The organism is Vibrio sp. OPT41 (assembly GCF_015163595.1).
GTDB lineage: Bacteria > Pseudomonadota > Gammaproteobacteria > Enterobacterales > Vibrionaceae > Vibrio > Vibrio alginolyticus.
Genome location: NZ_JADDYH010000015.1, coordinates 91,875 through 116,732, shown reverse-complemented (window position 1 = coordinate 116,732; position 24,858 = coordinate 91,875). Strand labels below are relative to the sequence as shown.

General features: G+C 42.2%; 24 protein-coding genes. 11 read left to right on the top strand and 13 right to left on the bottom strand.

Annotation, left to right across the window (positions count from 1 at the left end; translation table 11 throughout):
* Positions 1–51: 51 nt before the first annotated feature.
* A complete protein-coding gene (locus IQP38_RS08275) occupies positions 52–909 on the bottom strand; it encodes an HNH endonuclease (protein WP_193837495.1) in 858 nt (285 codons plus the stop codon).
* The gene (locus IQP38_RS08270) at positions 909–2,426 is read right to left on the bottom strand and encodes an AAA family ATPase (RefSeq protein WP_193837494.1); all 1,518 of its coding nucleotides are present in this window, start codon (positions 2,424–2,426) and stop codon (positions 909–911) included. The genes IQP38_RS08275 and IQP38_RS08270 overlap by 1 nt, the downstream gene beginning before the upstream one ends.
* 368 nt (positions 2,427–2,794) lie before the next feature.
* Here IQP38_RS08270 and IQP38_RS08265 point away from each other — a divergent pair, with 368 nt between their 5' ends.
* Genes IQP38_RS08265 through IQP38_RS08255 form a run of 3 tightly spaced genes read left to right on the top strand, consistent with a single transcriptional unit; the run spans position 2,795 to position 5,599 of the window.
* Entirely contained in the window at positions 2,795–3,256 is a 462-nt protein-coding gene (locus IQP38_RS08265; RefSeq protein WP_193837493.1) for a DUF6932 family protein, read from the top strand.
* Between the two features lie 10 nt (positions 3,257–3,266).
* Complete coding sequence (locus tag IQP38_RS08260) at positions 3,267–4,496, top strand: XRE family transcriptional regulator (protein WP_193837492.1); 1,230 nt, start codon at positions 3,267–3,269, stop codon at positions 4,494–4,496.
* On the top strand, positions 4,493–5,599 hold the full coding sequence (locus tag IQP38_RS08255; protein WP_193837491.1) for a beta family protein: 1,107 nt from the start codon (positions 4,493–4,495) through the stop codon (positions 5,597–5,599). Before IQP38_RS08260 ends, IQP38_RS08255 begins: the two co-directional genes overlap by 4 nt.
* On the opposite strand, the gene IQP38_RS08250 is transcribed toward IQP38_RS08255, so the two are convergent.
* From IQP38_RS08250 to IQP38_RS08225, 6 genes are all read right to left on the bottom strand, one after another.
* Entirely contained in the window at positions 5,544–6,134 is a 591-nt protein-coding gene (locus IQP38_RS08250) for a sce7726 family protein (protein ID WP_193837490.1), read from the bottom strand. The genes IQP38_RS08255 and IQP38_RS08250 overlap by 56 nt on opposite strands.
* Before the next feature lie 206 nt (positions 6,135–6,340).
* Positions 6,341–6,922, bottom strand: a complete 582-nt coding sequence (locus IQP38_RS08245) for a recombinase family protein (RefSeq protein ID WP_193837489.1) — start codon at positions 6,920–6,922, stop codon at positions 6,341–6,343.
* 165 nt (positions 6,923–7,087) lie between these two features.
* Positions 7,088–8,203: a tyrosine-type recombinase/integrase gene (locus IQP38_RS08240; protein ID WP_228010029.1), complete on the bottom strand. Its 1,116-nt coding sequence runs from the start codon at positions 8,201–8,203 to the stop codon at positions 7,088–7,090.
* Positions 8,178–8,666 carry a helix-turn-helix domain-containing protein gene (locus tag IQP38_RS08235; RefSeq protein ID WP_012842096.1) on the bottom strand — a complete coding sequence of 163 codons (489 nt, stop codon included), beginning with the start codon at positions 8,664–8,666 and terminating at the stop codon, positions 8,178–8,180. Before IQP38_RS08235 ends, IQP38_RS08240 begins: the two co-directional genes overlap by 26 nt.
* On the bottom strand, positions 8,659–8,859 hold the full coding sequence (locus tag IQP38_RS08230; protein WP_012842097.1) for a helix-turn-helix transcriptional regulator: 201 nt from the start codon (positions 8,857–8,859) through the stop codon (positions 8,659–8,661). The genes IQP38_RS08235 and IQP38_RS08230 overlap by 8 nt, the downstream gene beginning before the upstream one ends.
* A gap of 107 nt (positions 8,860–8,966) precedes the next feature.
* Positions 8,967–9,932 (bottom strand): hypothetical protein, encoded by a 966-nt coding sequence (locus IQP38_RS08225; RefSeq protein ID WP_228010028.1) that lies wholly within the window; start codon positions 9,930–9,932, stop codon positions 8,967–8,969.
* 106 nt (positions 9,933–10,038) lie between these two features.
* Here IQP38_RS08225 and IQP38_RS08220 point away from each other — a divergent pair, with 106 nt between their 5' ends.
* Both IQP38_RS08220 and IQP38_RS08215 read left to right on the top strand, forming a co-directional pair.
* Positions 10,039–10,308: a hypothetical protein gene (locus IQP38_RS08220; RefSeq protein ID WP_193837487.1), complete on the top strand. Its 270-nt coding sequence runs from the start codon at positions 10,039–10,041 to the stop codon at positions 10,306–10,308.
* Between the two features lie 385 nt (positions 10,309–10,693).
* The gene (locus IQP38_RS08215) at positions 10,694–11,179 is read left to right on the top strand and encodes a DUF6795 domain-containing protein (protein ID WP_053302978.1); all 486 of its coding nucleotides are present in this window, start codon (positions 10,694–10,696) and stop codon (positions 11,177–11,179) included.
* A gap of 683 nt (positions 11,180–11,862) precedes the next feature.
* Here the strand turns inward: IQP38_RS08215 and IQP38_RS08210 are convergent.
* Positions 11,863–12,426, bottom strand: a complete 564-nt coding sequence (locus tag IQP38_RS08210; RefSeq protein WP_005381668.1) for a porin family protein — start codon at positions 12,424–12,426, stop codon at positions 11,863–11,865.
* A gap of 398 nt (positions 12,427–12,824) precedes the next feature.
* On the opposite strand from IQP38_RS08210, the gene IQP38_RS08205 reads away from it, so the two are divergent.
* The 4 genes from IQP38_RS08205 (at position 12,825) to IQP38_RS08190 (ending at position 17,699) form a co-directional block, all read left to right on the top strand.
* Complete coding sequence (locus IQP38_RS08205; RefSeq protein ID WP_193837486.1) at positions 12,825–13,703, top strand: LysR family transcriptional regulator; 879 nt, start codon at positions 12,825–12,827, stop codon at positions 13,701–13,703.
* Between the two features lie 120 nt (positions 13,704–13,823).
* Positions 13,824–15,359, top strand: coding sequence for a bifunctional GNAT family N-acetyltransferase/carbon-nitrogen hydrolase family protein (locus IQP38_RS08200; protein ID WP_161440932.1), 1,536 nt, complete (start codon positions 13,824–13,826; stop codon positions 15,357–15,359).
* A 204-nt stretch (positions 15,360–15,563) separates the two neighbouring features.
* Positions 15,564–16,151, top strand: coding sequence for a DedA family protein (locus IQP38_RS08195; RefSeq protein ID WP_005383738.1), 588 nt, complete (start codon positions 15,564–15,566; stop codon positions 16,149–16,151).
* Positions 16,152–16,331: 180 nt separating this feature from the next.
* Positions 16,332–17,699, top strand: coding sequence for a Na+/H+ antiporter NhaC family protein (locus tag IQP38_RS08190; protein ID WP_193837485.1), 1,368 nt, complete (start codon positions 16,332–16,334; stop codon positions 17,697–17,699).
* Positions 17,700–17,773: 74 nt separating this feature from the next.
* Here IQP38_RS08190 and IQP38_RS08185 read toward each other — a convergent pair whose 3' ends face one another.
* From IQP38_RS08185 to IQP38_RS08170, 4 genes are all read right to left on the bottom strand, one after another.
* A complete protein-coding gene (locus tag IQP38_RS08185; protein WP_053302975.1) occupies positions 17,774–18,613 on the bottom strand; it encodes a 3-keto-5-aminohexanoate cleavage protein in 840 nt (279 codons plus the stop codon).
* Positions 18,604–19,935 carry an aspartate aminotransferase family protein gene (locus IQP38_RS08180; RefSeq protein WP_042521241.1) on the bottom strand — a complete coding sequence of 444 codons (1,332 nt, stop codon included), beginning with the start codon at positions 19,933–19,935 and terminating at the stop codon, positions 18,604–18,606. The genes IQP38_RS08185 and IQP38_RS08180 overlap by 10 nt, the downstream gene beginning before the upstream one ends.
* Before the next feature lie 208 nt (positions 19,936–20,143).
* The gene (locus tag IQP38_RS08175; protein ID WP_193837484.1) at positions 20,144–21,412 is read right to left on the bottom strand and encodes an O-acetylhomoserine aminocarboxypropyltransferase/cysteine synthase family protein; all 1,269 of its coding nucleotides are present in this window, start codon (positions 21,410–21,412) and stop codon (positions 20,144–20,146) included.
* A gap of 119 nt (positions 21,413–21,531) precedes the next feature.
* The gene (locus tag IQP38_RS08170; RefSeq protein WP_042521185.1) at positions 21,532–22,443 is read right to left on the bottom strand and encodes a LysR substrate-binding domain-containing protein; all 912 of its coding nucleotides are present in this window, start codon (positions 22,441–22,443) and stop codon (positions 21,532–21,534) included.
* 106 nt (positions 22,444–22,549) lie between these two features.
* On the opposite strand from IQP38_RS08170, the gene IQP38_RS08165 reads away from it, so the two are divergent.
* The gene (locus IQP38_RS08165) at positions 22,550–23,806 is read left to right on the top strand and encodes a D-amino acid dehydrogenase (protein ID WP_042521183.1); all 1,257 of its coding nucleotides are present in this window, start codon (positions 22,550–22,552) and stop codon (positions 23,804–23,806) included.
* Between the two features lie 307 nt (positions 23,807–24,113).
* The coding region (locus tag IQP38_RS26350) for an alanine/glycine:cation symporter family protein (RefSeq protein ID WP_228010027.1) at positions 24,114–24,858 on the top strand (745 nt) is incomplete at its 3' end.

The following is a 24,858-nucleotide window of genomic DNA, read 5'->3' as shown; positions in this document are numbered from 1 at the left end:
CTGAGGTGCTTCATTGAATATCGACCAGCTAAATAATTAGCCCAAACAAGTCTACAGGACTTCCATCAAAGATAAGCACATCACCCTTTCCCAGTGATTCACGAACGGCGATGCATCAATCGTACGTTGAAATATGATGCTTTTACTCGTCGCGGCATCTATTGGAACGTCCAACAAAGCTTGATATTGCGCCAGCAAGGTAACAAGTCTTGGCCCTGCTTCCTTTGAAAACCTCAAGGATAAATCGAAATCCTTAAAATGTTTTTCAACTCGTTGCTTCTGTGCATCCTCCCAATGTTCAGGAGGAGAAACAAAGTATTCAATAACGCCTGGCTCATCATCGTTACCTGGTAGGTATCGAGCAAACAACCATTGCTCATTGAAGTAGCGAACATCATCTAAATAAGGCTGTATCACCTGCTCAGCTTCAGTTGCTGCAAAATCCTCGCCTTTACCATCCATATTGCAATCTCGACACGAAGGTACCAAGTTTACAGGTACTATCGAAAACTGAGGAAAGTGTGCCTTAGGCAAGTAATGATCTAGATTTCGAGGGCGACCAATTCCACCACAAAATGGGCACTTCTCATCAGCGGCGATCATCAAAGAGTCATAAACTGCTCGAGCTGGCTTCTTTTTCCCAACTACGTAATTTCCGTACAACTTGATCAAGTCGGATTTCTTTAACTGCCCTAAGACTATAGGGTCATCACCTTCTTGGTTTTGTAGCGGCTGGATAGTATATAGTTCGCCTGTTGCTCCTGAAGCCTCATAAGCTTGTGCTTGTATTTGCAATTCAGTAGTTGCATTATTGACGTTCTGGAGCAAGCCTTTATTCCCTGTGATCCCATCACGACAAAGGGCTAACGCGTCTGGATACGAGTAGACAGGTAATTTAAGTTTCAACATCAACCTTCCCCCCGATCTCGATGTACAACAAGAGCCTTCAATAGCGCTCTCGCTTCAACGCCAAGTTGATCACGATAGCCACCCACTATTTCCTCATAGGTATCGCCGGAAGCAACGGATTTAGCTAACAAATCGTGGAAGCCAGATTTAACAACCTCAAGGCCAAAAACTTCTCTTGTCAAAATACCCACGTTCTCCCCAAATGTCTCAATGGCGGGCCTACGAGGTTCTGTCACCAATCGACAACGATTTATTTTCCAGACACAGCATCGAGGAACCTCTTGAAGCACTACTGGTGAATGTGTAGCGATAATAGAAACACCATTTCTATCAAGAAGTAAGTCAGACAACGCTCGAATAAAAGCAGACAATAATGGTGGATGAAGATGGCTTTCAGGCTCATCAATTAGTACTAGAGTTTTTTCTTCCACCGTAGCAACCAATCGCGTGATGGTTAACAACACCACTGCATGCCCAGAACTCATTTTCTTAATGCGTTTCCGAGCCTTGCTTGTGAGCACTTCACCCGAGTATTCAACTAGTTCTTTTAGCCCCATACCCGCAAAGTTTTCATCAGACTCCAACGTATCAATCGCTTTCAACCACCTGTCTCGCTTTGGTGTTTGGCTTAAACAGGACTTCAGTGCCTGAAGAAAGTCTTCGTGTATATCGTTTAACCCTTTAAGAGAATCATCTCCTTTTTTTAAACCGATGTAGAAATAACATGTCCCTTTAGAGGGATCAGGTTGCTCAGTTGGAGGGGAGAAGGGGTCGAAAGCACTAAACGACACCGACACTAAGCTACTAAAATAGTCCTTACTGATAGGAGCTTCTCTCCAACCTTCTATGTCATAGAACATTACGCCCGGCTGCCCCTTTCCTGTGACAGCTTCAATCATTCCATTGAGCAGCGTAGTTTTTCCAACACCGTTACGGCCGATAATCGCATGAATATTACTGCTCGGTTTATCTTCTACTTTCACTTTAAATGTCAATTCAATACCAGACATTTTAGCTTGATCAGGTCTAACAAACTTAAACTCAAAATTGGTTAGCGGTTTTTTTCCCTCAAGTACTCTAGTGAACTGCCCTTTAATAACAGACAAGCTAACATCTCTAAGTAAAGACGTTCGAAAAACATCCTCATCCTGAGCAATTTCTATAAGCGCTGGCGCATGAGCTATATCCTTGAGAGCCTTAAGTAACGAGACTTTAACTGGTTCTGATAAATTCGAAATTTTTTGATAGTAGTCGACATCCTGACCAACTGAAAAGTATCCCTCTGGTAGGAAATCAAACACACCTCCTAAAGTGGAGTAGGTCGATTTTTCAATTGATTGTCCCTGAAAGCCAATCTTAACGTTTCCAATTTCGTGAAGTTCGCCCTTTTGATCATACAGTGACAAGTAAAACATCGTGACGAATGAAAAGTCATTCCAATGGTCGACAATTAGATAAGCAGTATTAACCCCAGATGAAGGAATGCGCTGATTTCTAGATAAAATAACAATTTTCATATTATTCTCCGACACTAGCTCTGATACTCAATACAAAGTTGTGTCAAAAGTAAGGTCAGTATAAGTTGATAAAGTGGATGGACTAAAGAGTATGGAAAAGTCAATCAGTGAGCAATACAATGCATACAAATCTAAAGCTACTACCGAACTTACTACTGATGGGTTATTGATTATTAGATAAGAACTCTGCTCTGGATACCAGTTTTCTCCAAGTTAGTAGCAGTCGCTATTCACATACTTTTTTGTTTTTTCCCCACAACTACCTTCATTTTCTATTGGTACTTCTCAATATTGGCTTCTTATCACGAAGTAATGATTCAATTCGTGATATACAACTATATTATATTCAACCAATCTAACCCATAAGAATGTCCATAGTCTTCACTGAGCTTCCCTTAGCACCATGGCCTGTTTTACAGGAAGGCATCCACAAACTAAGCCTTGAAGAGTTTCGAGAAGTGTTTGTGTTTAATCCACATAGAAGAAAGCAGTTTGATGGCTTAATTGATGCGATGAAAGCGCTTAAGCAAGCAGGTTGCTCTAAAATCTATATTGATGGTAGCTACGTAACTAAGAAGCCAACTCCAGGAGATTACGATGCATGTTGGGATGCTGGAAATGTAGATCCAAGTAAACTTGATGCAGTCTTTTTGGATTTCTCTGACGGAAGGGCATCACAGAAGGCTAAATATGAAGGTGAGTTTTTCCCAGCTCACTGCTTTGCCGACAATAAACAAACCCCCTATACGGAATTTTTTCAACAAGAAAAGCATTCTGGTTGCCGCAAGGGAATTGTCCTTCTTGAACTAAGCGATGAATTAGATAGTTAGGATATATGCGATGATACTTAACGACTCAGAATTGAAGTTTACTGAAGAGTCTCTTTCAAAACTTAAAGAGGCACTAGGGTTCCTAAATAACGATTCATCATGGCTAGCTGAAGTCCAGAAGGACTCTATTCACAGTCAAATACTAGAACTAGAAGAAGAAATTAGAAGTTATCAGCGCCTAAAAGGTGGTCTTCTAGATGAATTATCTACTTTAAATGTTAACGCTTTAGCTAATTACCTTATTAGTGCTCGTATTGCTAAAGGAATCAGCCAAGAGCAATTAGCGAAGTATTTAAACATTCCTGAAGTTAGATTTAAAGCATTAGAGTCAAGTAATTACTCTGGCGTGAGCTTATCGAGAGCTTTAAAAGTAGCAGAATACATTGGGCTGGATATTCAAAAAATTGTTGATGATTGTGGAGATACGATCTTTGAATCTGATGAAGGCACTGACTTTCAGTGGGATACCCTCCCAATCAAAGAAATGCTAAAGCGCGGATGGATTTCAGCAGGAAGCAATATAGTTGAAGAGGCTAAAAGCTTTATCCAAGGCGCATTTGGCTATGGGCTACAACCTGCACTACATCGAAAAACTAGCTATGCAGGAAAGCCTGCCCATAAGACATCATTGATAGCATGGCAAGCTAAGGTCTTATCAAGTGCAGAACATTTGATTAAATCAAAGGAAATACCTACTTTCGAACTTAATGACTCTTGGCTCCCTGAACTTGTTACTCTTAGTAAAGAAGACAGTGGACCTCTAATCGCTCGTTCTTTTCTTGAAAGCAAAGGCATTATTTTGGTTTTTGAACCACACCTAGAGGGGACGTTTTTAGATGGGGCGGCAATGTTATCCGAGGAAGGGAACCCCATTGTTGGTATGACGTTACGTTACGATAGGGTCGATAATTTTTGGTTTGTGTTGATGCATGAACTTGGGCATGTCTTTTTACATCTGTCCAAGTTTGGACACGAGTTTGTTGATGAAAATGTTGGTGAAATCGTTGATGGTCTAGAAGGGCAAGCTGATAAATTTGCTTTAGATAACTTGATTCCTCCAAACACATGGAAAACAGCTGTATCGAGAGTTATACCAACTAATGCAGCAATAATTGGTGACGCAAAGAGAATCGGTGTTCATCCAGCGATAATCGCCGGGAGGTTACGCCGGGAGAAAAATGACTACACAAAATTTAATGACTTGGTCGGTTATGGAAAAGTGAGAGGACTGTTTGAATGATTGATGAGTTAGGTTCCTATAAAAAGTACCTTCCAATACTGAAATGGAGACAAGGTGAATACCAAGCTTTACTTCGGTTAGATCAAACAGTGAAAAAGAACTTATACCCGCTCTTTGTCATACCTCCAGTAGAGTTTGACTTTGAAGAACAGAAACCCAAAAAAACAGCAGAGCAACATGTAGAAAAATTAGCGAAACGTTACAAAGAAAAGTGGGGAGAGCTACCATCATTAGTTGATATAGACTCTAGTCTACATTTAGATAATGTAAAAGATGGACGCACAATCCCCGAGTTCATCTTTGATGAACTAAAGTCAGTAAATGGTCACTTTTCACCAGTAATTCAATTGGGCTACGACGGTAGTTATGTTAATGCAGTAAAAAAAAGTTGGTTTGAATGCTCTCACGGGGTTGGTTTTAGAGTGTCCTTAGATGAACTAGCTGACCCGACTAGTCATACTCAAATACAACAATTGCTGTTAAAGATTGATTGCACACCGCCAAACACAGATCTGATTGTTGATTTTAGAAAAGGTGCGGAATACCAACCTACAGAAGATGCTGTTTTCATGCTTTCTGTTTTACTTGGACAACTACCCGATATATCGGAATTCCGGTCAATATACGTGGTCGGAACTTCACTCGAACTAGATCTTGTGAAAAAACCTGGAGCAGAACAAAAGCGAAGTGATTGGATATTTTATAAATCACTACACACAGCAATAAAAGCGGATTTTCCTAATTTGGGTTTTGGTGATTACACCATTGAAACTCCAGAATTTAGCTCTATCGACATGCGAATGATGAAACCTGCCGCTAAACTCGTGTATTCCTATGAAGATAAATGGATTATCTACAAAGGAGGGGCCTTTAGAGATGCCCCCTCACAAATGAAAGATCTTTGTGCTCAATTGGTTAAAGATCCACAGGGATATTTCTACGGTGAGAATTATTCTAAAGGGGATAAAAAAATCTATGATTGCTCGCAGGGTAAATGCGGCACTGGCAACTTGAGTACTTGGAAAGAGGCTGCAGTTAGCCATCACCTTACGCTAGCTGTGTATCAGAGCGCCAATTTGAACGGTTTTCAAACGTTAACTTAATATTCTTAACCAATTCATCTATGTTAATTTGGTTAACAAGAACCTTATATAGATCGAGCCTTGTTCCTCTTCGAATGTTAGATGGAACTCCTAGCTTTTCTAGTAGAGCTTGAGTTTCATCTTTCCAAAGAAGATGGGCTACATTTATAGCTTCTACATTAGGGTTCTTCTTTGTTTTTCTTATAGTTTTGAAGTGTATCGCGCCTTTGCTTCCTTTTTCCGCAACGATAACCCCAACCCACTCCGGAGCCATATCAAAGATTTCATTCAAATGATTTGGCGCAACAACTACGGTCAGTTTTTGCAAGGTTTTTAAGTAAGTATCTAACTGATCACTAAAACGAATAAGAGTGTCTTTTGAGCTTTTTATTTCATAACCATGAATACATCCGTTAACAACAGCTATATCGACTCTGTTTGAACCATGCATAAGGCCTAATTCGTCGATTACGAGAGTCTGCTTGTCTGCATGCTGGTGCTTTAGCTTTTTCTTATGAAAAGCTTTTCTTATCTCCAAATCGTTAGTGGCAAACATCTTTCTTTATCTCAACTGAGTATTACAACTTATAATCGCTTCTAATATCTATTCTACATTAATTTCATTGAATCTAGCAGTCTGATACTGTTACGTCAGCTCTAAGCTCCAACATTTACCATCCAAGTACACGGTAAACTTGCTAGGGGTGAAATATAGCATGTTACAACAATACTCAAATGCATTAACAACCAGATTTAGTAGAGTTAGTTATCTATAACTTCTTTGTTCCAATGCCTTTTTACTGTAGCTATTCCCAATTCCAACTCATGAGATGTTTTAGATTGTGATAAACCTTCAGCTTTTTTTGCTTGAACCAAGCGAGTAGTACTATAGGCCTTTGGTCTACCTAGTTTTTTTCCTTGGGCTTTTGCTCGTTCTATCCCTTCCTTTGTACGCTCTCGAATCCGATTGCGCTCAAACTCTGCAAACGCGGAAAACATCTGTAGCATCAACTTCCCTTCAGCACTTGATAAATCCGCAACTGGCAGGTCTAAGCAAACAACCGTTACACCTTTTTCAGTGAGCAGGTTAATAGTGTTTTGGACGTCAATATTATCTCGCCCCAAACGGTCTAGCTTTAAGACCACCAGCATATCTCCGTTTTCCATTTGATGGTTGATTAACAGCTTAAACTTCTCTCGTTTCATCGCCTCGACCGAACCGGAAACCGTTTCGCTAATAACACGTGAATCACTCACTTCATACCCTTTCTGACGAATAGCAATGATTTGGTTTTCTGTAGATTGTTCGGTTGTAGAAACACGACAATAAGCAAATATACGCATTGGTTACTCATTCTTAGTTTTGGTATCAAATACTGGGGCATCATATACCTTTGGTATCATAAATCAACAACCCTATTTTAATGATACCTACAAAGTAAAATAAAAGCTGGTATCAACATACGAATGTTTTTTGATACCAGCTTGGTCAGAACAATTTGATGGGTATTACTTGTTTCCCATCATTTGTTGAAACTGCATAAATTGCTTGAACTGCTCTTCCATATCTGGAGCAGTGTTTTCAGCTGGCTTAGCTAGCTTTCGCAATAACTCTGCTTGCTTGTAATCAGGCACATCACCATAGCTGTAAAAACTAGTCAGCACACTTTCATGCCCTAAGTTTTGGCTCCATGCCTTGAACTCTTCAGGTGTTCGGCAAAGCCGCTCGCCCAATCGCACCAAAGTGTTCCGGAAACTGTGAGGATTAAAGTAAGGCAACCCAGCAGCTTCAAAGGCTTGTGCAAAAGATTTGCGGATTGGGTTCGCGTTGCTCCAATGCTCTTCAAGTAAACCAATAACCTCAAACTGCTGGTTAGCGTTATGTGCCAACTTAGTTTTAGGAAACAACGGCGAGTTTTGCTTGAAACCTAGCTCCTGAACCAAATAATCAATCCATTCACTCAAAATCTTTAGTGGCAGCTCGCCGACAGGAAAAAAGTATGTTGTGAATGTTTTGCTGAACTTTGTATTCACATCCCTTGCGTCCTGATAAAAGCTTTGTTCAACAAGGTCAATATGTTTTATCTTTGCTGAAGCAACCGCTCCGTCCCTTGCTCCTGTTAAGATAACGAATGCCATTAAAGCTCTATCACGCATTTCAATGACCGTCGAGCAAGGCATAAGCTCCAAGGTTTGCTTGATCTGTTCTATCGTGGCCACATTTCTCTTACGCTTTGCGTTAGCGATACGCGTATCTTTTTCCGATAAGTTGAAATATTCAATATCACTGTAATTGATTTTTGATCTATACCCTTTTTGCGTAACCAGATATTGGAAGAACGACTTCAAGTGACGAGTTGCTGTCAGCACAGTTGCTTTACTTAATGTCTCACCTGTAGAAATGGACTTTTTGCTGAGAAGGTGCTTCTTAAACCCAATAGCGTGCTTCGCCCTAAACTTCTTAAAATCAACATAACCAGTATATTCCTCAAAGCGATTAACTGACTTAAGAACGCCATCAATAGTTGAGTCATCTAAGCGCTTAGCTTCCTTTAAATACTTGGTAAATTCATAGATAATTCGTGCATTATTTGTACTATTACTTTTCATCACTAAAAACTCCATTGAAAGGACAATTTAAGAGGTTTTGTCCTCTTAGGATTAAGTGTTTTTCAGCTATCGGTAATTTACCCTCAAGTTCGAGCCAAATATCATTCACTTTTCGCCACGAAACATACTTGTTCATTCGACATCCACACTCTTCACACAAGCCTGTCATGTGAGCCATTCCTGCGGGTTTAGCAATGAAAAACACTGACTCAATGCTTGGTTTCATTGGTTGTTTACATCGAAAACAGCACATCTCATGCTCTTCGCAGTCGAACATAATTGCTTTGCGCTTTTGTTTAAAGTGAACCTTCAAATCGGCACCATTTATTAATAGTGGGCGTTTTTTATCGACTACAGGTAAACCAACACGAATCCAATTACGCACTGTTTTAGGGTGAACCCCTAACGTTTCACTGATATCAATAACGGTATAGTTGCGATTGCTTTTTATGCAATTAGGTGAATTTCGTTTAGTCATTATCAACCGCCTTAGATGCAGAAACGCAAGCATCGAGCCATTTTTCAATATCGACTTTTAGCCATCCAACTGCACGTTCTCCTAGTGAAATAGATAGCGGAAAACTTCCCTGAGACATGCGCAAATAGATAGTACTGCGAGATAGACCTGTCATATCGATAACTTCAGGTAAACGAATGATTTTATGAGACATAAAAAAACCTCTTGGTTGTTCATAGGACAGCCGAGAGGTTATTGAAATGAAGCTTGGTAAATCCGAATTCGGAAAACAAAATTCCTAATTAGAGTATGCTCATTAGGTCATTTTTGTCTTTTTTCTATCGCTTCATCTACTTGGTTCAATATGTTACGAATAGAGTCATCAGAAACAGGGGCACCTATCTGTTCTGTCATAAGTTTCACAGACGAAGTAACTCCTCGAGCTCCGGGATCAATTTTCAACTGCTTACAAAGTGCCCCGATGAGAACAAGCAATGTATTACGCTCTCTCGAGTGAAGTGTTTTTTCCACTTTAGGCTTCTTTGACTTGTCTTCTGTTTGTTTCCCTAAACCCTCTTCACTTTGTGATTCAACAAACCTCAAAAGCTCAGTTTTTTTGATAACCAGTTGATGCTCATACTCACCAAGCTCATGGCTATCCTCAAAAACATAATCAAGACTTGGCTGACTTTTAAACCTTTCCAGTGCTGCCGCTGACTCAGCTTTCTCAGCCTTAAAAATCATTTCTTTTATCTCATGATCTCTACTAAAGATTAGATCCATGAGAGTAATACCTTCGTAGCACAAGGGCGGAAATATCATAGCTAAGAAAGAATGTTTCTTCTTATCGCCGGGAAGTGGTTTTAACACTGTTTGAAGCTTATATACTTGATCACCTTGAGCTAAAAAGACCCCATTGGTGTCCCCTCCGTCAAATGCAGGTTGACTTGAGGAGTTTTGGAATTGCTTCAAAACAGATGATGACTCCATGCCTATCATGGGCAAATCCCAAACACCACCAATGACCTGAACCTTCTCATCAAAAGCTATCCATTTACTTGTATCAGTTTTAAATGAGATATCAGAACTTCGCTCATTGCCCATAAGAGTACATCGCCCCGCGAGGGCATAAGCTTGGTTTATCAATCGAACCGATATAGTTAAATGCCCATCTAGAGCTAACTGACATATATCCGTCAAGACAACAGACTCCCCTAGCAAATCTGTTACGAATTTTGCTGACTCTTCTAGTGTGAAGAGTTCTCTTAGATTTAATAACTTGCTCATTTGACGCTTGTTTCGACCTTGCATAGCCCCTACATAAAGGGATGGATGATACAACATTGTCTTATGCTAAGTAGAACTAACGTAAATAGGAGGAAATATACGGAAATTGAAACAATTTTTAGGGGATGGTCAAGAAATGGGTACACCACAAGGTACACCAACAAAAATCAAACCAACCAATACCATTAAAAATCATATACTAAAGATGCAGATTCAAATTACGCCAGCCCACCAAACGTTTGGAAAAGGCCACCTTCGGGTGGCCTTTTTTGTATCAACTAAAATAGTCTCTTTTTTCAAACATTCATGCTTTCTGAAATCTTACTACATAGATTACCGCATACCTTTGGCCCATGTAGGTTTACAAACTCGTTGAGTATTAATCAGTAAACAAGAAGTTCATAAGTACTAATCAAAAAGGCAGAGAGCATGGTACTAAAAGCCCTGCAACTTAAAAGTCTTCTGCTTACCTATCCTTTCTAAGAGATAACTAGATCTAAGTCTAAAGTCTATACTCATCTCCCTCGATGAATTGATTGATGTATTCATTGTTAGTCCCTACTCGCTTGTTTCATTACAACTCTATAGATGTAATGACTACAAACAGTAGTTACAAAAAATAATGTAACTCTAATCACAAAGTTAACCTTAGATATTGAACAGAAACACAACATATATAGATTTTTAAATTTCAAAATGAAAATATTGTTGTGAAAAATTAAGTTGCTGGAATTATTACAGTCATATTAGTGAGCATTGTAATGAATTTTGAAGAAAGTAAATTGAATGACGAACACGTTAATCAATACACACCGCAAATCAATGGTGTGTTAACAAAGAAAGGAAAACCACTTAGTAGCCTAAAGGTTAGCCTTAGTATTGGTTTAAGCATGTCAGGGAAATCAATAGACTTATCAACATTCACAGACAGTACTGGTCGCTTTGAGTTTTCTCCAGTCTATGAAAATAAAGACGTCATAAGCACTCCTCTCATTGATCGCTATGTAACTATTGTTTTAGTCGCAGAACTCAGCAATGATGAAAGTACTATTATTTGGGAAGGAAGCTTTGATGGTTATAAAATAGAGGATTACGTAAAAAATAACATGGCTAACCTTGCTTGTGACACTGAGAACCCTCTTAAGTACTTTGCTTTTTCAATTGATGATGAAGAAAACGATGACTACTACGTGAACAGCCAATGTAACTTATTTGGTTATATAGACTCTGACTTGTATGGAAATTAAATAATGCACTCATGATGCAACTCCAGTTCCTATGCCTCCTCTTTGGCCATTCATTCACGGGGGCATTGAGTATCGGTTAGAAGGAGGTTCTGGTATCGACTTCCACGCTCATGGACTAGGAAAAAATCTGTTCCGGGTTATGTCAATAACGCTACAAGTAATGAGTGATCGGCACTACAATCTAAGCCTTAAACTTATCTAGAACGCAACGTATTTCTTGACTTCAACAAGAGATATAACGCTCGGATGACTGATGGTTGGGTAAGTAAAATAGTCTCTTCAACTTTGACTTTACTAAGAATTTCAGGTCTGGGTCATATAATACAACAGATGCGACCGTAGGCCTTGCTACTTGGGTTCAATTAGCTAATTTCAGAGCTAAAAAATGAACGTAACGAACACGTACGCGGTATTATAGGCCACATAAATGTAATGTCAGGCAATGCGGAAATTAACCTATCTAATATTACTTGTAGAGCAATAAAGCTTTGTTTTTCAAGGTTAGTAAAAAGGCTAGACAGTCATGCTAGTAACGTATTAAATACCCTGGAGTAACAATAAAATAAATTAGCCATCGTTTTATATATACGCTTCATCGGTCTTAAATTATTTGAATGATAAATAATAAAAGTGCGAAGCTATTTTGCTTCGCACTTTTATTGAGTCCAGCACGGCTAACTATATTAGAAGCGATACTCTACACCTAGTGATGCTTGGTTAAAGTCTGTTTCCGTGTTTGCACCGTTCGCGACATTCTCCGCATTGAGTTCTACGTCGTACCACATATATTCTGCGTTAACTAAGAAGTTATCAGTAACTTTAAAACCCACACCGGCACCAGCGAATACACCTTCATCATCTTTGTTGCCTTGGAAGCCCGCAACGTTGTAATCCGTCGAGTACCACATTTGACCGCCTTTTGCGTAAAGGTCGACACGATCAGCAATGGGAGCGGTAACTTTTAGAGCCGCTGTATAGCCGTCCGTTTCGGCATTTGCTAGGTTATTACCATAGCTACCGAAATCAATGTAACCACCTTCCAACGCTAAGTAAGGATTAAAACGGTAACCAACTAAACCTTGAATAACATCGCTGTCATCATCAAAGTCATCTTGTCCATCAACTTTTAAGTAACCGTAGTTGGCGCCAACATATACACCATGATCGTTGGAGTCCGCAGCATGTGATAAAGTACTAAACGTTGCTAAAGAAAAAAGGCTAATCAAAGTAACAACATTGCTTTTCATTTCGTTCTCCTAATATAAGTTCCATTGAAGGTTCGAATAGTAAAGAGCAAATGCAATGCCAACTTTAAATTAATGAAAAATATATTTAATTTTATAGAATACTGACAATCCTCTAAAGAACGCCGAACAAAAACAGAAAAAAAGATCTGTCTGTTTACTTTATATAAACAATACTAAATTGAGGTTAATCGATGATGTGAAAAAGATTCTTGTCAATTTGTAGATTTTTCAAAGAAATTAAATAAACATCTAAAATACTCTTGTAGATTAATCAGTCAAAAAACGCTTAGCTAGTTTTTATAAGAAAGGAAGCTAATCACACATACGTTGCATCTTACTTTGCTTCAAGCCGTGAATACTCTACTCTTTGCCTAAGCAGAGTTTAATGGAACTGAAGTATGTTAAAAGGCAGTGAATACCCTTCTATTCGAGCATTAAGGACGTTTGTCGCGGTCTCTAATTACCTCAGTTTCTCTAAAGCAGCGGATGCCCTATGTATTACGCAAAGCGCAGTAAGCAAACAAATCGCATCGCTGGAGCAATTGGTGGGTTTACCTTTAATACAAAGAAGGGCGAGTGGTATTGAGTTAACCGAAGAAGGCAAGCGTTATCTGCCGCAAGTCACAGAAGCTTTGGAGCTTATTCAGCATGCAACTGCCAACTTAATCCAGTCAGATTCAAAGCAAGAATTACTCACCGTGGACGTAACCCCTTCTTTTGCCAGTCTTTGGTTGATACCTAATATTGATGACTTCCACCAGCAACATCCTAACATCCGAGTAAGAGTCTGTACTGGGGATGGGAACGTCAAAGATTCGAGCAACGAAAGTGACTTACATATTCGCTGCCTTCCATTATCCACGCATTATGAATACAGCCACTTACTATGCGAAGAAATACTACTATTGGTCGGTACTAACGCTCCTGCACTCAAGAATGTGCACGCTGTTAGCGACTATCCGCTGATACCTCAAATCACTCGTCCTCAGTTGTGGGAGCAATTTAAGGCGGCACATGCAGTAGAATCAACCGTTACCTATCACTCTGTAGGCTTTGAACATTTTTACCTAGCTTACGAAGCCGTCAAAATGGGAAAAGGACTCGCCTTACTTCCTGATTTTATGGCGCAGAATTCTATTTTAAGAGGGGATATCCAACATATTCTCAACCTAACTTTACAGAGCGGTTATGGTTATTACGTGATGATCCCAAATTATCGCCTTTCGGCTAAAAAAGTAGCGGTGTTTCACGAATGGCTGAAGAGCAAGCTAAGTTAATGTTGTTTCTTTAAGCTCGTTTAGGTAAACCAAAACAACTCAAAGACTTCGGTATCTGTCTGCTCAAATTTATGGCATTCTCATCCATACTATTTAAAAAGGATAAATGGATAGTAGGATATGGACAGCAACACGCCAAGACTCTCTTTACGCACCATTGAGCCGACCGATTACCCAGAGCTCGCGGAATTAATGGACCTTGTTTTTCCTGATGTTGGTGGCTCATGGCCACGCCTGACCATCATGGATCTCATTCATCAGTTTCCTGATGGACAAATCTGTATTGAGGATAACGGAAAAATTGTCGGCGCAGCGCTAACAATCAAAGTGGACTACAACCGATTTTCACTTCCTCACCTATACACCGACATCATCACCGAGAACAACGTCATCCAAAACCAAGTGACCGGTGACGCCATGTATGGTCTCGATGTATTTGTTCACCCGGACTACCGTGGACTGCGTTTAGGTCGCCGTCTGTATGATGCGCGTAAAGAACTTTGCCGGAGTAAGAACTTCAAAGCAATTTTGGCCGGTGGCCGCATCCCGAATTACCACAAATATGCTGACGAATTGAGCGTGGCTGAATACATCGACAAGATAAAACGCCGTGAGCTTCACGATCCTATTTTGTCTTTTCAGCTTGCAAATGACTTCGATGTAAAGCGTATTATGCGTGGTTACTTGCCAGAGGATAGTGCTTCTAAAGGCTACGCAACTCTACTGGAGTGGGATAACTTCTTCTACGAAGAGGATATTCAATCCGTCCATGATGTAGAAAAAACGCTGATTCGTATTGGTGTTGTGCAGTGGCAAATGCGCGCCATGAATGACTTAGAGGACTTGCTCGATCAGGCTGAGTTCTTCATCTCTTCTCTTGCGAACTACAAAGCCGATTTCGCCCTATTCCCTGAATTCTTTAACGCGCCGCTGATGGGATTGCAAAACGACCAAAATTCCGTCGAAGCAATTCGCTTTTTGGCTAGCTTTACAGAAGAGATCAAAAACCGCTTCTCGCAGATGGCCGTCACCTACAACATCAACATTATTGCAGGCAGTATGCCCGTCATCGAGGATGGCAAGTTGTATAATGTGGCCTACTTGCTGCAACGAGATGGTGAAATAAACGCTCAATATAAAATCCACATCACGCCTCATGAACAAAGAGACTGGGTGATCGACGGTGGTGACAATGTTCAAGTGTTCGAAACCGATGCAGGCAAAGTCGGCATACTGATTTGTTATGACAGCGAGTTCCCAGAGTTGGGAAGAATGCTCGCCGAGCAAGGCGCACAAATTGTGTTCGTTCCTTTCTGGACAGACACAAAAAATGGCTACCAACGAGTACGAATCTGTTCCCAATCACGAGCCATCGAAAACGAATGCTACGTTGCAATTGGGGGCAGTGTCGGCAACTTACCTCGTGTTGATAATGTCGATATCCAGTACGCACAATCTGCCGTATTTTCACCGTCGGATATCTACTTCCCGCACGATGCGACCTTGACAGAAGCAAGCGCCAACACCGAAATGATAATCTTCGCCGATGTTGATTTGACTAAGTTGAAGCAACTTAATACCGAGGGTTCAGTAACCAACTTACGTCACCGACGCCTTGATTTGTATGGCGCATTTACTAAAGCTAAAGAGTCATAAGGATCTCCCTAATTCGCCGCTACCAAAGAGCGTGGCGGCGAATAAAGCCTGCTGCTGGTTGATTCTGCGCAATTATTAGAGGCATGTCAGTTTTTCTCAATGGTGAGAAACAAGAATTGACCCAATAGGACATTCGGAGTATCACTCCAACTTCGTTCCGCTTTTATTAGGGGAAAGCTTTTGGAACATATTAACGAACTTCTCATGTCAATGAAGCCTTTGCTTGAGCAATACGGCTACGTTGCTCTGATTGTCAGTATATTTCTAGAAGGGATAGGTATCCCGATGCCTGGTCAATCACTGATGATCGCGGCATCTTTGCTCTCGTCAGAGCAAGTCATGAACCTAAGTATGGTAATGATGGTATCGTGGCTGAGCTGCTTTTTTGGTAATACCTGTGGCTACTTAATCGGTTATTACTTTGAGGGGTGGTTAGATAAAAAAGGCTACATTTCCGGCCCGAAGATGCAAACGCTTCAATTGACTATCCAGAAATACGGCCCTACGTGCTTGGTCGTCAGCCGCTTTATTGAAGGAATGAAGCAATTTATGCCTCTTGCATGCGGTATCGCGAAAATGCCACGTAGAGAGTTTTTGCTCGGTAACGCCCTCGCGGCGACGGTTTGGGTATTGGTATTCAGCTTGTTAACTCACTTTGCATTTGAGCATTTAAGCGTGCTGAGCAACCTGTACACCGAATACAAATATCTGGTATGGGCATTTGCTGCTGTCTTATTTACGTGGATGGTTTTAGGTATTGTTAAACGCAAAAAAGCCAAATCAATGCAATAACGACAGTCTCTTCATTAGCGCATAACTAAAGCTCGTGGTATCAGTGAGATACGCAACACGAGCTTTTATCTTTTTCTTTACGTGTAAAACCTAAGCAGCCATTTAGACGTCTAGACGTTGACAATGTAGAAATGTGATATTAGTCTGCTCTTCTCTCTTATCATTAACATTGTCGTTTACATGTCCGGTTCCCAACAAACTACTAAAACAGTTGCACCGTCTGCGGTCGCACTGATCCCATTAATTGTATTCCTTGCGCTATTTATTGGCGTAGGCACTTACTTATCTTTGCAAGGCGTGGAATTTGCCTTCTACCAGCTGCCTGCACCCATCGCGGTATTACCAGCCATCATCATTGCGTTTCTTTTAAGTAAAGAGAGGCTTAACCGCTCAATCGAACACTTCATGCGTGGTGTTGGCCACCCAGACATCATCGCAATGTGTATGATCTATCTGCTTGCAGGTGCCTTTGCTGCGGTAGCAAAAGCCTCTGGCGGTGTTGATGCAACAGTAAACCTTGGTTTATCCGCTATTCCAACCAGCATGATTTTACCGGGCATTTTTCTGATTTCTGCTTTTATCGCAACAGCAATGGGGACTTCGATGGGTACCATCGCAGCCGTTGCCCCCGTAGCGTTGGGTATTGCTGAATCAGCAGGAATGAGCTTACCGTTAACCGCAAGCGTTGTACTGAGCGGCGCTATGTTTGGTGATAACCTTTCTATCATCTCTGACACCACCATCGCGGCGACACGCTCTCAAGGTTGTGAGATGAAAGACAAGTTTAAAGAGAACATTCGTATTGCTTTACCTGCGGCGTTGATCGCGATTGCAGTGTTCGCTTTCAACAGTACCGCGACTCAAGTGCCTGAAACTGGCGATATTGAGTGGCTAAAAGTCTTGCCGTACATCACTATTTTGATCCTAGCGGTATCTGGTGTGAATGTGTTTGTGGTTCTGTCGATTGGCATTCTTTTGGCTGGCGGCGTGAGCTTGGCATCGATTGACAATTACGGACTGACTAATCTAGCCCAAGACGTTTACAAAGGCTTTGGTAACATGCAAGAGATCTTCTTGTTATCCATGTTGATTGGTGGTTTGAGTGAACTGATGCGCCGCCAAGGTGGCCTTGCTTTTCTAACAAATTTCGTTAGTAGCCTTATCCACGCGTTTGGCTCTAGTCACTCTAAGCATGCGAACAGTCGTGCAAGCGAGCTAGGTATTGCAGGTTTGGTATCAATGGTCAATGGCTGTACGGCAAACAACACCGTAGCCATCATTGTATCGGGCAGCGTTGCTCGCCAACTGGCGGAAGAGAATAATGTCTCTCCTCGCCGCTCAGCAAGCTTGTTAGACATTTTCTCATGCGTGGTGCAAGGCGTGTTGCCTTACGGTGCTCAAGTATTGCTGCTAGGTTCCGTGTTCAACCTCTCGCCACTTGAAGTAGTTGCCAATTCTTACTACTGTTTTGCATTAGCGATAGCGGCTATTGTCGCGGTGTTTATCAAACATCCCGCTCGTCAACCTGTAGCGCAAACTGAGAACTAACGACAAATACCGAAAAGGCTCCGATGGAGCCTTTTTACTTTCCTTTCTTCTTTTTTTCTTTTCCGCGAGCAGATTTACTTCAAAGCTGAACGCAAACTTTGCGCACTGTGTAAAGGAATCGCAAAGCGATGCGCCACATCGCGTAGAGCTTCCACCTGAGCCGCGTTACTGATTGCTAATTCGCCTGCCACATCGACGTGGTTATTCTCAAACCCCACTCTCACATCGAATCCAAGTAACATCGCACTCGCTAAACAGTCTTGCTCTCGCGCGCCAAAAGCACAAATGGCACATCGAATTTCTTCCTCGACAAAATGCGCCAAATTCAAACCTCGTAAATCCCATGGCGAAGACTGTTGAGCTTGGTGATAACGCCCTAACACCACTAATGCATGCTGATACGTTTTAGGTAACACGCCCGCATCACGCAGTTGGAAATAACGTTCAATGTCGGTTGCATCGTAGAGAATAATTTGGCTCACGATGTTGTTTTCTGCCACCCAATGGAAAAAGGCATACCCTTCTTTCTCACTTGCTCGATCAGGGATTAACTCCCTCAATGCGAAAGAAGCCGCTTCTGGTTTCACAGCTTTAACTAACGCCATCTGTTGTGGCGGAGAATACAAGCCCACCGCCTCTGTGGTGAGCTGTACCATCATGTTTTGTCCCACCGCTTCTTTCACGGCATAGTAAATTGCCATGTTGTCGTCGATGTCTAATGAATGACGTCCGTTGGCGTCTCTAGCATGTAAATGGATCATGGCAGCCCCTGCCGTTTGACAAGCGATAGCCTCTGCAACCAGTTCGTCTTTTGTCATGGGTAAGCTGGCGTGATCGTGCTTAGTTTTTCTTGCACCGTTTGGGGCCACGATAATAGCGATAGGCTCTCGTATACATCGATTTTCTAATTCCATTCCTTCGCTACCTCTTTTAGCGTTAATGAGAGTTTGCCAACTAGCTCATCAATATGGTGAGGCTGAATAATGAATGGCGGTGCAAGCAAGATATGGTGCCCATTAACGCCATCAATCGTTCCGCCCATTGGGTAGCACATTAAGCCATTTTCCATTGCTTGCTGTTTGATGCGTTTGTCTGCCAATGTGGCTTTACTCAGAGGCGCCTTGCTTTCTTTATCCGCCACCAGCTCAATGCCAAAAAATAAGCCTTTACCACGAATGTCGCCAATGTACGGTAAATGGGCCAATTCAGAAGTAAGCTCATTACGCAGCAAAGCACTTTGCTGATTCACCGCCGTTAATAAATCATCTTGGAAGATGGTTTGAATGGTTGCCACGGCAGCAGCGCACGCCACAGGGTGCGCCATAAAGGTATGGCCATGTTGGAAAAAACCGCTTCCACCGGCAATAGCTTGGTAGACTCGATCATTCGCAACCACCGCGCCAATAGGTTGATAACCCGCACCAAGCCCTTTAGCCATACACACCAGATCGGGTTCTGCCTCTTCTTGCTCAAATGCAAAAAAACTACCACTGCGTCCAACGCCACACATGACTTCATCCAAGATCAATAACACATCGTATTGGTCGCATATTTCGCGAATACGTTTGAAGTAACCTTGAGTCGCAGGCACAGCTCCAGCGGTGGCTCCCACAATGGGCTCAGCGACAAAAGCCATGACATTCTCAGCCCCCAACTCAAGAATTTTTGCCTCTAGTTCATTCGCCGCTCGCAATGAGTAATCCAATTCCGACTCATGACTCTGCTGACAACGATAAGCATAGCAAGGGGCAATGTGATGACTCGGATGCAAGATAGGTTTGAACGGTTCACGTCGCCATTCATTACCACCGACCGCCAGAGCTCCCAACGTATTGCCGTGATAACTTTGCTGACGCGCAATGAATTGCTTCTTCTCTGGCTTACCTGATTCCACAAAATACTGCCGCGCCATTTTTAGTGCCGACTCCACCGCTTCTGATCCGCCACTGACTAAATACACATGGTTGAACTGCTCAGGCATATGCTGACAAATCAATTCCGCTAGTCGCTCACTGCTGTCACTAGTAAAAAATCCAGTATGAGCAAACGGCACTCGCTCGAGCTGTTCCAACATAGCTTTTTTAACGGCTTGATGACTGTGGCCAAGGTTTGATACCGCAGCGCCGCCACAAGCATCGAGATACTGTTTCCCTTGTTTATCGAATAGATAAACACCTTCACCTTTATCGATGATTGGCAACGTGGCATGGCAATGACGGTGAAATACGTAAGACATTTGAGTCCCTTCCAATGTGTAAGATTTGCACACATCATCAGGAACAACCCCAAATGCGACAAGGGAATAAATTTCATCCACCATGAGCTTTTGGAATACCACAATCCAAAAACACTAAAACCCTTGATATTTAAACAATAAAATAAAAATAGGCTAGCTTTTTTAAAGGCTGGCCTATGGGTAACCCAAAGCTAAAAACAGAATCGTTTTACGCGTTTAGTGCCTGTTCTAAATCGGCTAGAATATCGTCAATATGTTCAATACCCACCGATAAACGAATCATCTCTGGAGACACACCAGCTTGTTTTTGTTCTGCTTCGCTCAATTGACGATGAGTCGTCGATGCAGGATGGCAAGCCAATGATTTTGCATCGCCAATGTTCACCAAACGCTTAAAGATTTTCAAAGCATCATAAAAACGCACACCAGCGTCATAACCATCTTTTAAACCAAACGACAAAATCGCAGAAGGCTTACCTTTCATGTATTTTTCGGCGAGATGGAAGTGTTCAGAACTTGGCAATCCGGCATAACTTACCCAACTGACTTTGTCATTCTGTTCCAAGAATTTAGCCACTTTGAGTGTGTTCTCGGTATGGCGCTCCATACGCAGCGGTAACGTTTCTAGCCCTTGCATAAGCATAAATGCATTCATCGGTGATAATGCGGCTCCGGTATTACGCAGTGGTACGGTACGCGCACGCCCGATAAATGCCGCCTCACCAAACGCTTCGGTATACACCACGCCGTGGTAAGAAGGTTCTGGTTGGTTGAAAACAGGAAAGCGGTCTTTGTGCTGCGCCCAAGGGAATTTACCTGAATCCACAATCACGCCACCCAATGTGGTGCCATGCCCACCAACGTATTTAGTGAGAGAGTGAACTACGATATCCGCACCGAACTCGATGGGTTTGCACAGCACTGGCGTCGCGACGGTGTTATCCACAATCACAGGCACGCCTTGTGCGTGAGCAAGCTCCGCCACACGTTCTAAATCGATGATATTACCTGCAGGGTTACCAATGCTCTCGCAGTACACCGCTTTGGTATTTTCATCAATTAACTCGGCCAAACTTTCTGGCTTGTCATCTTTAGCAAACTTCACCTGAATACCCTGATTTGGCAGCATGTGCGCAAACAAGGTATAAGTACCGCCATAAAGTTGCGGCGTAGAAACGATGTTATCGCCCGCTTGCGCTAAGGTCAGAATCGCATAGTTAATCGCTGCACTCCCCGCACTCACGACCAATCCAGCAATGCCGCCTTCTAACGCCGCCATGCGTTTTTCCAGAACATCGTTAGTCGGATTCATGATGCGAGTGTAGATATTCCCCGGCACTTCCAAGTTAAACAGATCAGCGCCGTGCTGCGCGTTGTCAAACTCGTACGCGACTGTTTGATAAATCGGTGTCGCGACAGATTTGGTGGTCGGGTCAGTTTCGTAACCAAAATGGATGGATAGCGTTTCGTCTTTCATGTTCTTCCCTGTCTTTCATCACTCAAATAGCGGCAAGCAAAGCACTTACCTTGCTTATAAAACTTATATTGCCCAATTTTTCAACAAATAACGTAGGGATAAATCACAGAGATAAAACGCTAATTCAACTGTCCAAGTAACCAGTGACGAAACGTTTCTGTCGCATTCGTACGTGTGTTCATGATCAAGTAATACCCTGCATTGGCAGGAATCGGTTTGAATGGAGAAACCAAACGCTCTGTCGTCAATTCATCCTCAATCAATGCCATTCGAGCCATCGCAATCCCAACGCCAGCTTCGGCTGCAGACATCGCCATATCCGTTCGATTAAAAAAGTGTCCGACATCGGTTTTAAAATCCAACCCCATCGCTGACGCCCAATATAGCCACTCATAGTCACGCGTCGCTTTTTCCCATGGCATCGCATCGTGTAGTAGCGTCGCCTCTTGCCATTGCTTCACTGGCATTGAGTTTTTTTGCTCACCAAACAACGTTTTTAGCCAGCCATGATCCTCAAGGTATTTTGGACTCATCACCGGTAGCAGATGCTCATCCAAAATCAGCTCCGCGTTAGCATTTCTATAAGGATGAAGACCATAGTCAATTGCGACGTCATAGTCTTTTATCTCACTATTTACCAGCGCACCTTCCGCAAAGATTTGTACTTGGATATCCGGATTATCATGATGGAAGCTTTCGAGCTTTGGGACTAACCATTTGAAAGCAAAAGAAGGCGTCAACTTCAAACGAATTTCATTGGTTTGCTTTTCTACTTTGAGCTCATCAAGCAATTTGCTCAGTTCCGAAAAGTGAAACTGCGTCGCTTGGTGTAACTGAGTGCCTTTTACGGTTAAACGAATACCGCGAGAGTGGCGTTCAAATAAAGTAAAACCTAATAACGCTTCCAAATGAATAATTTGTTGGCTTATGGCACCAGTGGTGAGGTGTAAATGTCTTGCGGCACCAGTAAAGCTACTGTACTCCGCGACTTGGCTAAATAGGCACAAACCACTTATCAGATTACTTTTCATCCTTGAGCCTATAGTTTTTCTAAACACTGTGTGTAATTTATATCGATTGTTAATAAAAGGTAAAGAAAAGAAACTGAGCACTCTGATAAATGTGTGGAGTGCATCAATGGAAGTCATCGTATTAGGCAGCGGCGTTATCGGCTTAACCTCTGCTTGGTATTTATCTCAAGCAGGCTATCAAGTTACCGTCATTGACCGCCAACCAAGCAGTGCCATGGAAACGAGCTTCGCCAATGCCGGGCAGATCTCGTATGGCTATTCTTCGCCTTGGGCTGCGCCTGGTGTTCCTGTTAAAGCCATTAAGTGGTTAATGGAAGAGCATGCTCCACTTAAAATCAAACCCACTCTGAATGCCGACATGATCCGCTGGGCGAGTAAAATGGTCGCGAACTGCACCCTACCTCGCTATCAAGTTAACAAGGCTCGCATGCTTTCGATCGCTAACCACAGCCGTATTTGCTTAGAACAGTTACGCCAAGAACACGCCATTGAGTATCAAGGACGTCAGTTTGGGACCTTGCAAGTATTCCGAACACATCAACAGCTGCAAGCTATTGAAAAGGACATGCAGCTCCTTGAACAAAGCGGAACCCGATTTAAGCTAATGGACGTCGAACAATGTATTGAACAAGAGCCAGGGCTTGCACTTGTGAAAGACAAACTGGTTGGTGGCTTGCATCTACCTGATGACGAAACGGGCGATTGCCATCAATTTTGCCAACAACTAACGGAGCTTGCTAAGGCACACGGTGTCCGATTTGAGTTCGATACTGAAGTAAGCAATTGGGTTACAGTAGGCAAAAAGATCATAGGTGTCCAAACGAACCGAGGACAATTTAAAGCAGACCAATATGTAGTGGCCTCTGGCAGCTACTCTACAGCGCTACTCAAGCAACTCGATATTGATATTCCGGTCTACCCTGTCAAAGGCTATTCACTCACCATCCCGATGGAAGATGAACACTTCTCTCCTCGATCTACTGTGATGGATGAAACCTATAAAGTCGCTATGACTCGATTTGATGACAGAATTCGCGTAGCTGGCACCGCAGAATTAGCAGGGTTTGATACTTCCCTTCCACAAAAGCGCAAAAACACTATCGAAATGGTCATCCGTGATCTTTTTCCTCGTTGTGGTGACTTCAGCCAAGCTGAGTTTTGGAGCGGCTTTAGGCCAATGACGCCTGATGGCACACCAATTATCGGCGCGACTAAATACGATAACCTTTTTACTAACACCGGACACGGAACTCTGGGTTGGACGATGGCTTGTGGTTCAGGTCAATTGCTAGCAAGCGTAATGAAAGGTGAAAAAACAAAAGTGATGGATAATGCGGAGCTTAACCTTTGTCGTTACGCCTGAGGACATGACTGAACAAAAAACAGGCAGACACTTACTCCACAAAATGCATAACCACTGGCATTTTTAACTCATCAAAATCGCAGCACATTTAAATGACAATGTGCTGCATAATTAATCATCAGGCAAATCTTCTACCTAAAAGGAGCAAATAAGCAACAAGAACCAAATTTTAACAACTACTCTCCATTCTGTGTTCATCATCACGCTACAAAGGATTTGTAGCTAAAAAAGTTAACAATTGCATTACATAAAGGGTAATGTATTGTGTGAAAAACAACCACAAACACAACTAACAGGGAAAATACTCATGCAGTCATTAGTTGATTTTCTGAATGGAATTATTTGGAGCCCGGTACTGATCTATTTGTGCCTTGGCGCAGGTTTGTTCTATTCAATCATGACGCGTTTTGTACAAATTCGTCACTTCTTTGAGATGTGGCGCTTATTACTTTCAGGGAAGAGTTCAACAAAAGGGATATCATCATTTCAGGCACTTGCCGTTTCACTGTCTGGCCGTGTAGGTACAGGTAACATTGCTGGTGTTGCTGCTGCTATCGGTTTCGGTGGCCCAGGCGCCGTATTCTGGATGTGGGTCGTAGCCTTCTTTGGCGCTGCAACCGCATACGCAGAATCAACACTTGCACAAATTTATAAAGAAGAAGACGAAGGCGAGTTCCGTGGTGGCCCTGCTTACTATATTGAGAAAGCAATGGGACAAAAATGGTACGCTTGGATCTTTGCTATCGCGACCATCTTTGCTTGTGGTGTTCTACTTCCTGGCGTTCAATCGAACAGTATCGGTAACGCAGTAGAAGCCGCATTTGGCTCAGGTGACATGATTGAAACCGCTATTGGTACCTTCAGTTTTGCTAAAATTTTCACTGGTACGGTTGTTTGTGTCATTTTGGCTTTCATCATTTTTGGTGGCGTAAAGCGTATCGCGAACTTTACCCAAGTCGTTGTGCCATTTATGGCGTTAGCTTACATCATTACTGCGTTTGTCATCATCCTTCTAAACATTGGTGAGGTTCCACGCATTTTCGGCATGATCA

Bases quoted from the DNA above. Each gene is read 5' to 3' on its own strand.
- IQP38_RS08275 (WP_193837495.1), bottom strand. From the start codon at position 909: ATGTTGAAACTTAAATTACCTGTCTACTCGTATCCAGACGCGTTAGCC.
- IQP38_RS08270 (WP_193837494.1), bottom strand. From the start codon at position 2,426: ATGAAAATTGTTATTTTATCTAGAAATCAGCGCATTCCTTCATCTGGG.
- IQP38_RS08265 (WP_193837493.1), top strand. From the start codon at position 2,795: ATGTCCATAGTCTTCACTGAGCTTCCCTTAGCACCATGGCCTGTTTTA.
- IQP38_RS08260 (WP_193837492.1), top strand. From the start codon at position 3,267: ATGATACTTAACGACTCAGAATTGAAGTTTACTGAAGAGTCTCTTTCA.
- IQP38_RS08255 (WP_193837491.1), top strand. From the start codon at position 4,493: ATGATTGATGAGTTAGGTTCCTATAAAAAGTACCTTCCAATACTGAAA.
- IQP38_RS08250 (WP_193837490.1), bottom strand. From the start codon at position 6,134: ATGTTTGCCACTAACGATTTGGAGATAAGAAAAGCTTTTCATAAGAAA.
- IQP38_RS08245 (WP_193837489.1), bottom strand. From the start codon at position 6,922: ATGCGTATATTTGCTTATTGTCGTGTTTCTACAACCGAACAATCTACA.
- IQP38_RS08240 (WP_228010029.1), bottom strand. From the start codon at position 8,203: ATGGAGTTTTTAGTGATGAAAAGTAATAGTACAAATAATGCACGAATT.
- IQP38_RS08235 (WP_012842096.1), bottom strand. From the start codon at position 8,666: ATGACTAAACGAAATTCACCTAATTGCATAAAAAGCAATCGCAACTAT.
- IQP38_RS08230 (WP_012842097.1), bottom strand. From the start codon at position 8,859: ATGTCTCATAAAATCATTCGTTTACCTGAAGTTATCGATATGACAGGT.
- IQP38_RS08225 (WP_228010028.1), bottom strand. From the start codon at position 9,932: ATGAGCAAGTTATTAAATCTAAGAGAACTCTTCACACTAGAAGAGTCA.
- IQP38_RS08215 (WP_053302978.1), top strand. From the start codon at position 10,694: ATGAATTTTGAAGAAAGTAAATTGAATGACGAACACGTTAATCAATAC.
- IQP38_RS08210 (WP_005381668.1), bottom strand. From the start codon at position 12,426: ATGAAAAGCAATGTTGTTACTTTGATTAGCCTTTTTTCTTTAGCAACG.
- IQP38_RS08205 (WP_193837486.1), top strand. From the start codon at position 12,825: ATGTTAAAAGGCAGTGAATACCCTTCTATTCGAGCATTAAGGACGTTT.
- IQP38_RS08200 (WP_161440932.1), top strand. From the start codon at position 13,824: ATGGACAGCAACACGCCAAGACTCTCTTTACGCACCATTGAGCCGACC.
- IQP38_RS08195 (WP_005383738.1), top strand. From the start codon at position 15,564: ATGTCAATGAAGCCTTTGCTTGAGCAATACGGCTACGTTGCTCTGATT.
- IQP38_RS08190 (WP_193837485.1), top strand. From the start codon at position 16,332: ATGTCCGGTTCCCAACAAACTACTAAAACAGTTGCACCGTCTGCGGTC.
- IQP38_RS08185 (WP_053302975.1), bottom strand. From the start codon at position 18,613: ATGGAATTAGAAAATCGATGTATACGAGAGCCTATCGCTATTATCGTG.
- IQP38_RS08180 (WP_042521241.1), bottom strand. From the start codon at position 19,935: ATGTCTTACGTATTTCACCGTCATTGCCATGCCACGTTGCCAATCATC.
- IQP38_RS08175 (WP_193837484.1), bottom strand. From the start codon at position 21,412: ATGAAAGACGAAACGCTATCCATCCATTTTGGTTACGAAACTGACCCG.
- IQP38_RS08170 (WP_042521185.1), bottom strand. From the start codon at position 22,443: ATGAAAAGTAATCTGATAAGTGGTTTGTGCCTATTTAGCCAAGTCGCG.
- IQP38_RS08165 (WP_042521183.1), top strand. From the start codon at position 22,550: ATGGAAGTCATCGTATTAGGCAGCGGCGTTATCGGCTTAACCTCTGCT.